Annotated in this window: 15 protein-coding genes and 1 pseudogene; 5 read left to right on the top strand and 11 right to left on the bottom strand. The window is 35.4% G+C overall.

Translation table 11 applies throughout. The features are described 5' to 3' along the window. Positions 1-224 precede the first annotated feature (224 nt). The 3 genes from ACNFU2_RS00665 (at position 225) to ACNFU2_RS00655 (ending at position 3,661) form a co-directional block, all read left to right on the top strand. Positions 225-800, top strand: a complete 576-nt coding sequence (locus ACNFU2_RS00665; protein WP_273647595.1) for an isochorismatase family protein — start codon at positions 225-227, stop codon at positions 798-800. 73 nt (positions 801-873) lie between these two features. Beyond that, positions 874-1,605, top strand: a complete 732-nt coding sequence (locus ACNFU2_RS00660) for a pirin family protein (RefSeq protein ID WP_273647594.1) — start codon at positions 874-876, stop codon at positions 1,603-1,605. Between the two features lie 634 nt (positions 1,606-2,239). After that, positions 2,240-3,661, top strand: coding sequence for an amino acid racemase (locus ACNFU2_RS00655; RefSeq protein WP_273647593.1), 1,422 nt, complete (start codon positions 2,240-2,242; stop codon positions 3,659-3,661). Positions 3,662-4,285: 624 nt separating this feature from the next. Here the strand turns inward: ACNFU2_RS00655 and ACNFU2_RS00650 are convergent. From ACNFU2_RS00650 to ACNFU2_RS00615, 8 genes are all read right to left on the bottom strand, one after another. After that, complete coding sequence (locus tag ACNFU2_RS00650) at positions 4,286-4,897, bottom strand: pyridoxamine 5'-phosphate oxidase family protein (RefSeq protein WP_273647592.1); 612 nt, start codon at positions 4,895-4,897, stop codon at positions 4,286-4,288. Between the two features lie 22 nt (positions 4,898-4,919). Next, entirely contained in the window at positions 4,920-5,903 is a 984-nt protein-coding gene (locus tag ACNFU2_RS00645) for a type I glyceraldehyde-3-phosphate dehydrogenase (RefSeq protein WP_273647591.1), read from the bottom strand. 66 nt (positions 5,904-5,969) lie between these two features. After that, the gene (locus ACNFU2_RS00640) at positions 5,970-6,989 is read right to left on the bottom strand and encodes an Atu2307/SP_0267 family LLM class monooxygenase (RefSeq protein ID WP_273647590.1); all 1,020 of its coding nucleotides are present in this window, start codon (positions 6,987-6,989) and stop codon (positions 5,970-5,972) included. Positions 6,990-7,062: 73 nt separating this feature from the next. Next, positions 7,063-7,590 carry a YceI family protein gene (locus tag ACNFU2_RS00635; RefSeq protein WP_273647589.1) on the bottom strand — a complete coding sequence of 176 codons (528 nt, stop codon included), beginning with the start codon at positions 7,588-7,590 and terminating at the stop codon, positions 7,063-7,065. A 191-nt stretch (positions 7,591-7,781) separates the two neighbouring features. After that, positions 7,782-8,150 carry a VOC family protein gene (locus ACNFU2_RS00630; RefSeq protein WP_273647588.1) on the bottom strand — a complete coding sequence of 123 codons (369 nt, stop codon included), beginning with the start codon at positions 8,148-8,150 and terminating at the stop codon, positions 7,782-7,784. Positions 8,151-8,234: 84 nt separating this feature from the next. Further along, on the bottom strand, positions 8,235-8,882 hold the full coding sequence (locus ACNFU2_RS00625) for a malonic semialdehyde reductase (protein ID WP_273647587.1): 648 nt from the start codon (positions 8,880-8,882) through the stop codon (positions 8,235-8,237). Positions 8,883-9,158: 276 nt separating this feature from the next. Beyond that, positions 9,159-9,293, bottom strand: coding sequence for a hypothetical protein (locus ACNFU2_RS00620; RefSeq protein WP_273647586.1), 135 nt, complete (start codon positions 9,291-9,293; stop codon positions 9,159-9,161). A gap of 136 nt (positions 9,294-9,429) precedes the next feature. Further along, positions 9,430-10,014 carry a Crp/Fnr family transcriptional regulator gene (locus tag ACNFU2_RS00615; protein ID WP_273647585.1) on the bottom strand — a complete coding sequence of 195 codons (585 nt, stop codon included), beginning with the start codon at positions 10,012-10,014 and terminating at the stop codon, positions 9,430-9,432. Positions 10,015-10,294: 280 nt separating this feature from the next. Here ACNFU2_RS00615 and ACNFU2_RS00610 point away from each other — a divergent pair. Continuing rightward, positions 10,295-10,375, top strand: a pseudogene (locus ACNFU2_RS00610) (hypothetical protein); the annotation flags it as partial. Positions 10,376-10,488: 113 nt separating this feature from the next. Then, positions 10,489-10,737 (top strand): hypothetical protein, encoded by a 249-nt coding sequence (locus tag ACNFU2_RS00605; protein WP_273647584.1) that lies wholly within the window; start codon positions 10,489-10,491, stop codon positions 10,735-10,737. 669 nt (positions 10,738-11,406) lie between these two features. Here ACNFU2_RS00605 and ACNFU2_RS00600 read toward each other — a convergent pair. The 3 genes from ACNFU2_RS00600 to ACNFU2_RS00590 are packed head-to-tail and all read right to left on the bottom strand — an operon-like array spanning position 11,407 to position 13,398. Then, positions 11,407-11,940, bottom strand: coding sequence for a PH domain-containing protein (locus tag ACNFU2_RS00600; RefSeq protein WP_306611615.1), 534 nt, complete (start codon positions 11,938-11,940; stop codon positions 11,407-11,409). Next, a complete protein-coding gene (locus ACNFU2_RS00595; protein ID WP_306611613.1) occupies positions 11,918-12,832 on the bottom strand; it encodes a sporulation-delaying protein SdpB family protein in 915 nt (304 codons plus the stop codon). Before ACNFU2_RS00595 ends, ACNFU2_RS00600 begins: the two co-directional genes overlap by 23 nt. After that, positions 12,829-13,398: an SdpA family antimicrobial peptide system protein gene (locus ACNFU2_RS00590; RefSeq protein ID WP_306611611.1), complete on the bottom strand. Its 570-nt coding sequence runs from the start codon at positions 13,396-13,398 to the stop codon at positions 12,829-12,831. Before ACNFU2_RS00590 ends, ACNFU2_RS00595 begins: the two co-directional genes overlap by 4 nt. Between the last annotated feature and the right edge of the window lie 9 nt (positions 13,399-13,407).

The raw sequence follows: 13,407 nt of genomic DNA, 5'->3' as shown, positions 1-13,407 counted from the left end.
ATGACAAAATATCAATTCCAAGATGGTCTTTTATCATTTAATAAACTGATAATCAGGTTTTTTAGATATAAAATTTAAAAATTGATTGACATTTATCACAGTTTTTTTGTATCAAATATCACCGTTTTAGGGCTTGCAATGAGCATAATTTTGTCCTGTACAACAATCATATAATTTCTGTTGTAGCAAAAACAAATTTTTATTAACATTTAAATAATTACATTATGCACACAAAAGCATTCAACCCGGAAAACGCAGCAATGCTGCTAATTGATCACCAAGTAGGAACAATGGCATGGACACATTCTCATGACATTAATTTAGTAAAGCAAAACGCAATTAAACTGGCAAAAATTGCAAAAGCGCTTAATATGCCTGTAATTCTTACTTCAAGTATGGAAGAGTATGTACAGGGACCGTTGATTCCTGAACTTGAAGAAATTTTACCGGAAGCATTCAAAGCACGTATTAAACGTCCGGGAATTGTAAATGCCATGCACCATGACGGTTTTAATAAAGCAGTAAAAGATTTAGGACGTAAAAAACTTTTCGTAGCCGGAGTCACTACTGAAATCTGTGTTACTTTCCCGGTTTTACAGATGTTAGATGAAGGATATGAAGTGCAGGTTTCTGCGGATGCATCGGCTTCTTATACAAAATATGGAGATAATCTAGCTTTGGAAAGAATGAGACAGGCAGGAGCTATTATTACAACAGTTGACCAGATTATTTCTGAATTGGCTATCGACTGGACAAGCCCTAACGGACAGAAATTGGTAGGAATTTTAAACTATCATTAATCGTCAATTTAACAAAAAGAAACACGGGTTCTGTGGAACTACCTGTGTTTCTTTTTTTATTAAAATCAAAGTTATGAAAATTATAAAAGCTTCAGAAAAACATACTCACGGAAATTCTACTTTTCAAGTGGAAATTCTATACCCTGGTGCCAATTTGGATAAAACAGATACCGGCTTTTTTACCATTGGAAGAATTGATCATGCGCTATTCAAACCTCCCGGACTGGTGCCGATGCATCCTCATCAGAACGATGAAATTTTATCTTACATGCGCTCAGGAAAAATGATTCACAAAGACAGTACCGGACATGAAGAGCATTTGAATAGCTCTTATATGATGATGATGAACGCCGGAAGTGGTATTTCACACGAGGAAAGTTCAGAAGAAAACGTTGAAATGCTTCAGATCTTTATGCGCCCTACAGAAAATGATTTGCCTCCGAAGGTTCAGTTTCATCAGTTTGAAAATATTTACAGCGATAATATTTGGCGTTTAGTTGCGGGAAATCAAAAACACGCTCCTTTGAAATTAAGAGTGGAAACTAATATTTTTGATATAAGATTAAACAAAAAAAATTCTATTAAAGTTCCTGAAAATTATGATAAGATTATTAATTTTCTTTACTGTTTTAATGGAAATATTAAAATCGGAAATGAGACAGTTACAAAAGGGGATTCTGTGATTTTTGAAGAAAATTTAATTATTGAAGCTGAAACAGAGAGTAATCTGGTTTTATTTCAAATTAAAAAAAATGCAGAATATAGTGATACCGGAATGTTTAGTGGTAACAAGTTTTACATTTGATTTTACCTATAAGCTACTTTGAGACAATTTGTTGAATTCCCTCCATACTCTGCTGTATAATTTGTCCCGATATACAATTTATCCAGATTCGTTCCGTCTTCATAGTAACCGATCGGCAGGGTGTGGTTTCTTGCGCTAAGATTTGCTGTGGCCAACAAATCTCAGGTCCATACGTTTGAAGACTTCAGTCTGTTCATATTTTGCAAGTTTTATAAAATCTTAAGTTTAGCAGTCCTAGTTTTAAACTTTGTTAACAACTCCTTAAAAAAACTATTATAATCCCTTCTGTACTGTAAGCATCCAGGAGCCGAACGTTATACACTGGTTTCCATGTATACAGAAGCAATAACTTATTTCACACCACATGCATATTTTGAGCCATTACCTAATTATTACACTTCTTTGAAATGATATCAAAAATACTCCATTCTTTCACAAAATAGCTTCCAAGCTCAAATAACTATTGATAATTCGTTTTTTTCTAAGATCTTGTAATTCATTATATTGATATTAACTAACAAAGCAAAGTCGCCCTTTCATTAGTAGTTCTTTTTTTATCGCTAAACTAAAAATTAGTCCTTAAGTTTTGCTAAAAAATTTTGTAAATTTGTAAAATATTATTTAGTCAAGCGGAATGGTAGAAAAAATTGCAGTAATCGGCGGCCTTGGCACTTTATCCGGTGGCGACCTGTTCTTCAAATTACTCAAAAACAAGAAAGTTCTTAAAAATCAATTGGGCTACCACTTTATCTTTGAACAGCAACCCTACAGCCAGATTAACCTCCCCTTACATCAGGAAGAGGATATCAGATCAAGAAAATTTTATACATATAATGTTAGTAAGAATTTTGAGAAAAGAGATGTCACTAAAATACTACTGCCCTGTTTTGCAAGCCATTCTTTCATTGATGAGCTACAGAAGGAAATTTCTATTACGATCGTAAATATATATGATGCTCTTGCCGCTTATATACGTTCGAGATTCTCCTCTGGAACCAGAATTGGTATACTTACCTCTGATTTTGTTAGGCAGAGCAAAAAGCTTGACGAATATTTTCTTGATTATGAACTCATATTTCCTATTGATCAGGATAAGTTGATGGAAGCAATATATGGTAAATATGGAATAAAAAACGGATATTTTGAAGGCCTATCATTCGAGTACATTTACAAAATCTGTGCAGAACTAACTGAAGGCGGCTGTGATATTATTTTGCCAGGTATCACTGAACTCTCACTAATTACTGAATTATTGCATAGACGTGGTATCCAAATGATTGATGTGAATCAAGTGTATGCAGACTATGCCCTGCTGAATCCTAACAGTAATGTAGAAAAGTCTTTTAAAATAGGTATCCTTGGAGGAGTCGGGCCATCAGCTACAGTAGACTTCATGAACAAGATTATACAGAGTACACCTGCCCAAAAAGATCAGGATCATATCAAAATGGTAGTCGAACAAAATCCGCAAATTCCCGATAGAACTGCTAATCTTATTCGGCAGGAAACTGATCCTACTGTAGCCATGTTTTCAACTTGTAAGCGATTAGAGGCGGAAGGTGCAGATGCGATCGCCATTCCGTGCAATACGGCTCATGCTTTTGTCAAAGATATTCAGGAGCATCTGGGAATTCCAATTATTAATATGCTGAACATTACCGCTGAGCATATTCTACAAAATTATGGTTATATAAAAGTTGGTCTGCTTGCTACCAGTGGAACTTTACATAGTAGGGTTTATCATGATGTGCTAAATGAGATGAAATTGGAAGTTATTATACCCGATACAAAACATCAGGAGTATGTTATGGAAAGTATTTATGGTCAATTAGGTGTAAAAGCAGGATTTGCTGAAGGTATTTGTAAGGAATATGTACTCAAAGCCGCTGACTTTTTGATTCATGAAGGTGCTGATGTGATCATCCTTGGTTGTACCGAATTGCCATTAATGTTCTCATCGGAAGACACTATTATAAGTAAGGGGAGAAAAGTTACTTTAGTAGATCCCACACTAATTTTAGCTAAGAAAATAGTTGATCTTTCAACAGTACAATGAATCATATAGATTTGAAGTTCTGATGACTATTAATATATTTTTTTAGAATATTTTATCATTGAAAATTTTGCGACATTTCCAGGCAGTATATTGAACCCTATTGAAATATTGCTCGTAAAGAGAAACTGCAGGACCGACTACTAAAATTGCAAAGCCACAATCGGAAATCTTATTGGCTCCCAACGGAATAAGCCACACCCTGATTTGCTCCTAAAAATCCCATTTTGGAATAATTCAGGTCATTTCTGTTTTTCAAATAATTATAAGCGGAAACAGCATCATCCGATAAGTCATTAATATCTGCGGAGAAAAAATTACCAGTTGATTTTCCAGTCCCCTTTTATCAGCTTTTCATTATAGTACACGGTATCCTCTGTTATATACAGCTCAAAATTCTTTCTTCCACTTACACGGTAATATGAAAGCCCATCAAATCCCCCGTGATTCGTTCGATGCCTGCAGAACCGTGTCGTGATTGAGTTGCCAGTATCTTAATCTGATCGCCGGAAGCTGTGCAATATGTTCAATTTTGAAAAGAGGGGAAGGTTAACTGAGTTTCGCTATAATCTTTCAGCACCACCTTTAGTGGTCAGAATATCATCTGTTTTTATTTTTAGTTAGGAATTACCCTTTTATACGATTGCGCAAAGTACTTAGTTCTTCCTCTAGCTTTTCAATATATTCCAACTTAGGTCCAAGTATTTCTGTAATTTCCGACTCGGTGTATCTCGGTATAATATGTTGTGGGCAGTTCCAGTCGTAAGCTTCGATCCGAAAGATCAGCATTCGCTCCGGTTTGAATTTATAATCATTAGGTTTCAATTCTTTAAATAGAGCCGGATCGTCCTCAATTTCTATAACCTCAGCCTTAGCATAGATTTTTAATCTTGCACGCATAGGATATGACATCATTATCAGTGATACCTTATTATTGGTGACAATATTTCCAACGGAAATATATTGCTTATTCCCACTGAAATCAATCATACCAAGGGTCTCCTTATCAATAACTTTAACAAAGCCTTTTGGACCACCACGATGCTGAATATAAGGAAATCCATTTTCGCCAAATGAAGCCAGATAGAAGCTATCCATCCCACTTATAAAACCCTTTTCAACTTCTGTCAGACCATCGCGGTAACTTTGTTTTTCCATCCGTTCATAGATATCACGGCTTCCCTGTTGTTCCTGGATCGCCTTAATTACTTCTGTAAATGCTGTGTTTGCATAATTCATCTGCTGTAGTTTTTTGATAGTTTTAAATAGACTGGATCTGTCTGATCATCTGATTGCTAAATCCCCATTCATTGTCATACCATGCCATAACCTTTACCAGGTCACCATCAACAACACGGGTCATTTCCAAATCAACAGTTGAAGCAAATGGACTTTTGATGATGTCAGTAGATACAAGAGGTTCGTCTGTTACAGAAATAACTTTACTATACCGCTCAGTTTTTGATTCTTCAGTCAAAATTTGGTTAATTTCTTCAATGCTCGTAGGTCTTTCTGCAACAAAAGTTATGTCGGATATAGAGCCTACAGGAACTGGTACTCGAACTGCTATACCATCAAACTTTCCTACATACTGAGGTAGGGCTTTTGTTGTTGCTATAGCAGCCCCTGTAGCAGCTGGTGCCAGATTGATACCTGCTGCTCTGCCCATACGGGGCTCTTTCTTAGATGGGGCATCAATTAGGGTCTGAGATGCTGTATAACCATGTGTTGTATTCAAAATTGCTTTTTTGATACCAAGTCGTCTTCCCAGTATTTCAATAATGGGGCTAATGTTATTGGTAGTACAGCTTGCACATGAAAAAACTGAAACTTTACCGTCCTCTGTATTTACACCATGTACGACAGTTGGAGTATCCTTGGTCGGACCGGAAATCACCACAAATTTTGCACCGGCTGTAAGGTGCTTCTCAGCATCATTTTTATTGGTGAACAAACCTGTACTTTCAATGATTATTTCTGCGCCTATTTCTTTCCATGGTAAACTTTCTATGTCCGTGACGTTAGTATATTTAACTGGCTTACCATTCACAACAATTGTATCACCAGCAATCTGAACATCTTTTTCATATTTGCCATAGTTACTGTCGTATTTGAGCAGGTACACAGCATTTTCTATACTCATTAGATCATTGATACCAACTACTTCAAGATCATTCGTATCAAAAATGATTTTTAAGGCAGCACGGCCAATACGGCCAAATCCGTTAATAGCGATTTTTTTCATTTTGTTACTTTTTTAATATATTTGGAATTGTGAAATTTGAATGAAATTACAACATATTTTCTACATTTATGTCATGTTCACAGTCGGAATAACCTTGGAACCAATTAGTTCTATGGCCTTCATTAACTGGCTGTGTGAAAGACCGGCATTGTCCATCTGAAAAGTGAATCTTTGGATACCTCCGAGTGACTCACTGTGATTAATTATTTTTTCTGCTACCGCTTCGGGACCACCTACTACTAATACACCTTTGGGACTGACATTTAAATCAAACTGAGAACGTGTGATTGGCGCCCACCCTCTTTCTTTGCCAATTCTGTTCCACTGATCAACATGTCCGGGATAATATTCGGCGATAGCATTCATATCGTTTTCAGCAACATAACCAGGTGAATGCAGACCGACCTTTAAATCCTCGGGTCTAAATCCAGCCTTAGCTCCTGCTTCTCTGTATATATCAACCAAAGGTCTAAATCGTTCCGTAAAACCACCAATGACAGCTACCATTAGTGGTAATCCTAATCGGCCTGCCCTTTCAAAAGAGGCTGGAGTACCGCCCACTCCCAACCAAATAGGGAGCTTTTCTTGCAAAGGTCTTGGATAAACTGGAAGATTGTCTAACTTTGAACGAAATTTACCGCTCCAAGTCACGAATTCGTTTTTACGGATTTCCAGCAAAAGATTCAGTTTTTCATGGAACAGCTCATCATAGTCGCTGAGATTCAGTCCGAAAAGCGGGTACGCTTCTATCGAGGATCCCCTGCCAACAACCATTTCTGTTCTTCCCTCAGAAATAATATCCAGAGTTGCAAAACTCTGGAAAAGCCGGACGGGATCTGCAGCTCCAAGAACTACTACTGCGCTTGCCAGCCGTATCTTCTTGGTACGAGCTGCTGCGGCAGCTAAAATAACTGCAGGAGCAGAATCTAAAAATCCTTTTTTATGGTGTTCACCAATCCCAAACACGGATAATCCTACCTGGTCGGCAAGCTCGATACGCTCAAGCAATTCTTTCATTGCAAGATCTGGTGTAATTCCTGTAGTGCCATACATGGCAGATGCAAAACTGTCAATTCCTATTTCCATAATAAATATTTGCTTTTGAATGAAAGCGGCTAACATTTAGCTGGCCGCTTAAAATTATTTCTTCAGAAATGCTTTAGCCTTCTTGTACCTGCTTTACAAATTGCAGATCTCCAGCTAATTTGACATCTTCTCCAATCATTAGCCCGCCTGTTTCCAGGGCAGCATTCCATGTCAAACCAAAGTCTTTTCTGTTGACTTTTCCTTCAAAAGAAAAGCCAGCTCTCGAATTTCCATAAGGATCTACTTCGATCCCGTTAAAATCCAGGTCGATGGTAACAGGCTTAGTAATTCCATTGATGGTAAGATTACCTGTAAGCCCATCACTAACATTTAGTGCTGAAGACTCAAAAGTGATGGTTGGATTTTGTTCCACATTGAAGAAATCAGCGGATTTCAGATGGTTATCACGATCAGTATTATTGGTTGAAATCGAATCGGTTTTGATCGTTACTCTCGTTTTTGCATTAGTAAACGTATCATCCTCAGTATCCACTTCCACATTAAAATCTGTGAAGCTTCCTCTTACGTTAGAAATCATCATGTGCTTTACTTTAAAAGTAATATCACTGTGCGTTGGGTCAAGATTCCATTTTGTTGCCATGTTTGTAAATTTTTAAGTGTTATTTATAATTAATTTTTATTTCTATTAGTAACTTCTTAGAGCAAGAAGATTATATATTGATAATCGTATCTGAATTACTGTCGTTCTTAAAGTTTGTATGTCAAAGTTCAGCTATTGTCAAAAGATAGGGAATGATGTTTATCAAAAAATACGATTGATAAATGTCAAGCCTAGTCGATCTGATAAAGTCCAAAAAGATTTCCGTCAAATAAAAGATGACTGTAAGCATAGCTTTCACATGTCCTGATAATACCATCAACAGGTTCAACTCCAGCTTTTAGCAAAATATCCACGGATTTTTCTAGGTCGTCCACCTGGAAACCTATCACAATATCGCCGTCTCTAAAAATCATTTGAGGACCGACCAGACCTGTTCCATAAATCTCCAATACTGTATTATCATTTAGCTTATAGGCCGAAAGGCCTGGATCTCCCAGCATGTTTTTTGCTCCCAATACCTTTGCAAGTGCTTCCCAGTATTGCGCAGTTTCAGGTTTGCCATTTATAGAAATTCGAAGCGGAATTTTATTTTTTCTCATAGTTTGAAATCTTAATTTTTGAACTTAAGAATGATAAAATGAAAAACACTTTCGTTTTATCATTCTTTAATAAATCCGATAGCTTTATTCAAAACGACAAGCTTCTTCAAAGGCCAGACGCGGATCACGCGGATGCAATTTGGAATCATCTCCATAACCGATCGTGCAGATGAAATTTGCCTTCCATGAAGTCCCTTTAAAAAATGTTTCATCGATAATATTATTATGGAATCCGGACATTGGACATACATCCAGTCCGAGACCACGTGCCGCGATCATGAGATAAGCTCCAGTTAGGGAACTGCTCCTGTAGGCTATAGATTCAGCAAAGCTGGGATCATTTTCAAACATTGGTTTAACATCTATTCTCGGAAATAGTTTTGGTGCCTCCCGCCAAAAAAGCTCGTCCTGTGCTATGATCGCGGTCACTGGTGCTGACTTAACCTGTCCTAGATTGCTCCCCATCCCTTCTAATGCGGGATAAAGTTTTTCTTTCCCTGCTTCACTTCGAACAAATATAATTCGGGCAGGTTGCAGGTTGCCGCTTGTCGGACCATATTTTACGATCTCATATAGTTTTTTTAAGTCTTCATCTGAGACTGCCTTATCCGTCCAATGGTGGTGTGATCTTGCTTTGGTAAAAAGCTGATCAAAAACATCGGTAGAAAGAATTTTTCTATCTAAACTTTCGGCATCATTGTAATTTGTGTGAGGATTTGAATTTGTTGTCATTATAGTAAATTTTAATTGTCCTTATATTATCTAATGTATTCTTTGTTTATAGGGACATTGCCCTTGATTCATTTTGATGTTACAAATTTGCGTTAATCATAAATAAGCATTAATGACCTTTGTCAAAAAATGGTCTTGACATTTATCAAGAGCATTGCACTGACATCAATCATGGATTCGTGTAAGAGAGCAGATGTTTATAAACAAAAAAAGGACTCAAGCGAATCCTTTCAATTACTAAAACGTTTATGCAGTATTGGAAATTTACAGCCGTCTCTATTTTATGTTTTTATGCAACAGATTATCCAGCGCTACCTTTCCTGAACCATATTTCGCCAGCACCACTAATATTCCTATCACAAGCAAATGGTATTCATAACCTTCCCCTTGTAAAGTGCCGGCCCAGCCCATAAAGAATCAAACTTGGATATGCGCTTTAAAGATCATACCTAGCCACAGCAGTGATCCGCTTAAAAAGTCCAAATAAAATAAGCAGGAAAGTAACCACCTTTTGATTGTATGATCGTATAATTGTATAATCATTTAATCAACCGTTCAAGGCATTCTTTTTAATTCTGCTTAATGTTTCAGGGGAAATACCTAGGTAAGATGCAACCATGTTTTGCGGAAATCTTAAAATGAACGATGGATAGGACTTCATCAACTCTTCATAGCGCTCTTCTGCGCTCATGCTTATGGCTGCATGTATTCGTTTTTGGCTTGCTATGAAACTCTGCTTATCCATTGATTTTAAGGTAGCTGCAACAGCAGGAATCGCCGCCATAAGATCTTGAAGATGCTCCCAGGTAATCTGCAATAGTTCAGAATCTTCAAGCATTTCTATGTGAAATTTTGTAGGGGTGCCCTGCGTATAGCTTTCAGGATCACCGAGCCACCAATCCTCGACTCCAAAACGAACAATATGTTCCTGACCTTTATCATTAACCGAAAACATACGGGCAGATCCTTTAACAACAAAGCTGGCATATTTGCACACATCACCCTCCTGCAGAAGATATTGCCGTTTCCGAAATTTTTTTGGTTTGAATTTTTCTTCTATGAGGATCTTTTCATCAGATTTCAAGGTCATTCCGGATTTGTCTTCAATATATTTGAATAAGGTTTCGTGCATAGGTGATCAAATAAAAGCTGTACTAAAGGTAAAAAATCTTTTTTAAGTAGAATAATGTGCTAATTGTTATTCTTACTATAGTTTACTTAAGATGCTTGTATTCCTAATCTACCACATTCCTTTTAAACATATTTTGAGTTTAATATTTTTGTTTTCAGGATGCCGTGATATTTTTTTGTTAACAATTTTTTTAATGATCCAGACCGATAATATAGATAACTAATACTTTAGTGAAGTCTTTCACAATACTTCACTCGGGAATCTTCCCGGTGAAGAATGGAAATCTATTGAAAATTTTGAAAACTACGCTATTTCCAACTATGGAGATATGAAAAGCCTTGAGCACCTGATTACATCATAAGATGAAAAAAGCGTAAGCCATCGGAATTGATTATGAGACAATTCATGAAATTCTTCAACAAATACCTAGAAAAGATTTTTATAATATACCTGCTTATTATAATCAGAGGGAAAATGATAGCGAAGGTCTGTGCCCCGTTTGGTATAACATCATTTCGTGGAAATTCAAATACCGAGCCTTTTCTGATCTCATTTAAAGATGGTAATAGGTTTCACCTGCATGCTGAAAACTTGGAAAAGCTATCTGTCAGTAAAGACCATTTTAGAAGAACCGGGGCAAACCTGGTTGCAAATAGCAGAGACATGTATGAAAAAGAAGGTAACCTATACAGTGTTGAAGGTGAGCTTATAGCCACTTTTTAAAATATCAATATTAACAGCAGGGCCCTGGAAATTGTCAGTAGAAATAACCTTCACAAACTAAGCATGAAACATCTCACAGTAGGAGGATCCAGATGGTTCTTTAAGAATTACCATCCTACAAAAGAAGATTTTATTTATAAAAAGAATAATTCGGAAACAATAAATTATTAAAGGAATCCCTTGGAAAAAACTGGGTACCGCATCCATAAAATACCCCATGCATGAATTTAAGCTTTTGGAAACAAGAATAATGTCTATTAATTTGAGAAATAAGCATGACGAATAATCCATACTTTTATAGCCCAGTAAATCATGATAGTTAAAAAATTTTGTTATCACTTACCAGTTACTTTATGAAAGAATATGACATTAATGATAAAACACTTGTTATAATTAATGAAAATGAACCCTTATGGGATTTCAATATATCCAAACTTTGGTTATACTCAGAGTTTCTTTACTTAAGGGAAAAGATAAATGATAAAATACTGATCGAAAATATTTAATAAGTAGGTAATGATGGTTTATTGAATTTTTCGGTTTCGTTTCTTTTTATAATTTCAAATTCGTCACCCTTGTTACCTCCAAATTGCATTAAAGAAATCCTTAAAATTTTCTCAAAAGCTGAAAACGGGATGTTATTATCTTCGAATACTTTTTTACAGAGTCCTAATTAATTTTTTCTAATTGCTGAGATCTGATACTCTGACAGGTTGTTATAAAATCAAGCCTTTGTCTTGGGCTGATAATAGTGATATCCTTAGTCTTTGTAATAATAAATACAAGATCTGTTAGATTGGAAGCATATACTGAATACCTGCCATATGGTTTTGAATTAAATATTCCAAAGTATCCCCAAAAACCCTTCGAAGCAAACATACGCATATGCATGTTGAATGCACGTGTATTTGTTTCTTTTATATCCACCAAATCATAAATGTTAATCTTTTTTATTGTAAAAACAGGTGATTTTATAAGGATATAATTATCCTTTATCAAATACTCTCTAGGATGTAATATATAGGGGACTATCGCTATTATTGCAAACAGCATTAAAAGAAAATACTTCGCTGCTGCTGAAGGAACCTCAACATAATCTTTTTTAAAAATAATAAAATAATAAAGACTAATAATAAATAGATTTAAGACTAATGTTAAGACTATAGTCATTGTGCCCATTTTAGCTTTGTACTTTCTTACCATAATAGTTTTTGATAAATAATTTTTTTATTTTCGAATATATGATATTTTCATCATCAAGATAGAGTATCAATGCTGCAGCCATGGAACAGAAAAAAGAAACTAAGCCATGAGTAAAAATAATACTCAAGTGAAAAATCAACCCAACAATTAAAAAAGAATATCTTAATTTTCTATTGGTAGCTAATATACATGCAAAAAGTAAGAGTTCCAAGATAATTACAGACCATGTAAATAAAGGAGTAAATTTACTTAGTGTAAAAATATTGTAGATTCTCTGAATCCAAACCGGCGCTCCAAATACGTTGTGCGTAAACCAATAATAGGCACAGGTTCCATTTCTCCATTCTTCATTGTATAGTTTTCCAACAGCCGAATGCAGGTATATTATAGCAACCTGAAGAATAATCAAAAAATAGTATATATTAAAAAAAACATTAATAGGCTTTCTTCCCTCACTTTTTCTTTCTGGTCTCCATTGATTTAACCGATTATCAAATAAACAGATAAGAACAAGCAGAATGGTAAGATTTGAGGCAATTTGATCACCACCTTCCACAACCAAGAAACTATTACAAATGCTATAATGTACCCATGCTTGTAATAAGCCTGTTACCTGGGGAATATATCCCGTAAAAACAGATAGCAGGATCAGGATCGAAATATATTTTCCCAACTCCAAACCTAATAAATAGAAGATACTGAAATTGGCGAGTGGTATATTTCTTACGAATATCATTTCCTGTTTATTCGACAATAACTCAAAATCAGCCAATTCTGGGACGTTATTGAATAAAAGAGTTAATAAGGCGCCTAAAGCAAATATAGATCGGGCAAATGCTAAACGCTCACTAAATATAGATTTTCTTTCCAACAACAAAATTAATGACCTCATTTCGTGATAATATTTATGGGGAAAACTACAAATTTGGAAGGGTACTCTGGACTTTGGTTTAATAAAGACCAGGGCGGGAGAAATTCCAATGAAATTAAGTATCTTCCATTAAAATTTTTAATACTTTTCTTATCTATCACCAAATCTGAATATTGTAAAGTGTCAGGTTTTATCCCATCCAGAATATTTAATTCAGACTTTGTAGTTATTGTGAAAGATTTAACAGAATCTTCTTTAATTCTTTGTGTAATATTGCCTATTTCAACATTTAATACCCGATTGTGTCTCGATATACCAAAATAATATTCAGAAGAAAAATTTCTAAGATTAAGGTATTCTATCTTATTCCCTTTGACAGAAAAGATATGAATTTTTGGATCTTTTGAAGTCTTGGTAAAAAAAGCCCAACCTTCCGGAAAAAACGATACGTAGGATGCTTTTATGCTCTGACTATTGTTAAGAGGATTATTTCCTAAATAAACACTGAGGAGTTTAAAGAATATGAATAAAACAATAAATAGCCCTGAAAAGAGAGCTATTATTGAATATATACTTACTTTCTTCATGTAAAATAC

The organism is Chryseobacterium sp. PTM-20240506 (assembly GCF_048296755.1).
GTDB lineage: Bacteria > Bacteroidota > Bacteroidia > Flavobacteriales > Weeksellaceae > Chryseobacterium > Chryseobacterium proteolyticum.
This window is presented reverse-complemented; position numbering and strand designations above follow the sequence as displayed.

Coding starts and splice junctions, on each gene's coding strand:
- ACNFU2_RS00665 (WP_273647595.1), top strand. CDS start 225: ATGCACACAAAAGCATTCAACCCGGAAAACGCAGCAATGCTGCTAATT.
- ACNFU2_RS00660 (WP_273647594.1), top strand. CDS start 874: ATGAAAATTATAAAAGCTTCAGAAAAACATACTCACGGAAATTCTACT.
- ACNFU2_RS00655 (WP_273647593.1), top strand. CDS start 2,240: ATGGTAGAAAAAATTGCAGTAATCGGCGGCCTTGGCACTTTATCCGGT.
- ACNFU2_RS00650 (WP_273647592.1), bottom strand. CDS start 4,897: ATGAATTATGCAAACACAGCATTTACAGAAGTAATTAAGGCGATCCAG.
- ACNFU2_RS00645 (WP_273647591.1), bottom strand. CDS start 5,903: ATGAAAAAAATCGCTATTAACGGATTTGGCCGTATTGGCCGTGCTGCC.
- ACNFU2_RS00640 (WP_273647590.1), bottom strand. CDS start 6,989: ATGGAAATAGGAATTGACAGTTTTGCATCTGCCATGTATGGCACTACA.
- ACNFU2_RS00635 (WP_273647589.1), bottom strand. CDS start 7,590: ATGGCAACAAAATGGAATCTTGACCCAACGCACAGTGATATTACTTTT.
- ACNFU2_RS00630 (WP_273647588.1), bottom strand. CDS start 8,150: ATGAGAAAAAATAAAATTCCGCTTCGAATTTCTATAAATGGCAAACCT.
- ACNFU2_RS00625 (WP_273647587.1), bottom strand. CDS start 8,882: ATGACAACAAATTCAAATCCTCACACAAATTACAATGATGCCGAAAGT.
- ACNFU2_RS00620 (WP_273647586.1), bottom strand. CDS start 9,293: ATGGGCTGGGCCGGCACTTTACAAGGGGAAGGTTATGAATACCATTTG.
- ACNFU2_RS00615 (WP_273647585.1), bottom strand. CDS start 10,014: ATGCACGAAACCTTATTCAAATATATTGAAGACAAATCCGGAATGACC.
- ACNFU2_RS00605 (WP_273647584.1), top strand. CDS start 10,489: ATGATAGCGAAGGTCTGTGCCCCGTTTGGTATAACATCATTTCGTGGA.
- ACNFU2_RS00600 (WP_306611615.1), bottom strand. CDS start 11,940: ATGGTAAGAAAGTACAAAGCTAAAATGGGCACAATGACTATAGTCTTA.
- ACNFU2_RS00595 (WP_306611613.1), bottom strand. CDS start 12,832: ATGAGGTCATTAATTTTGTTGTTGGAAAGAAAATCTATATTTAGTGAG.
- ACNFU2_RS00590 (WP_306611611.1), bottom strand. CDS start 13,398: ATGAAGAAAGTAAGTATATATTCAATAATAGCTCTCTTTTCAGGGCTA.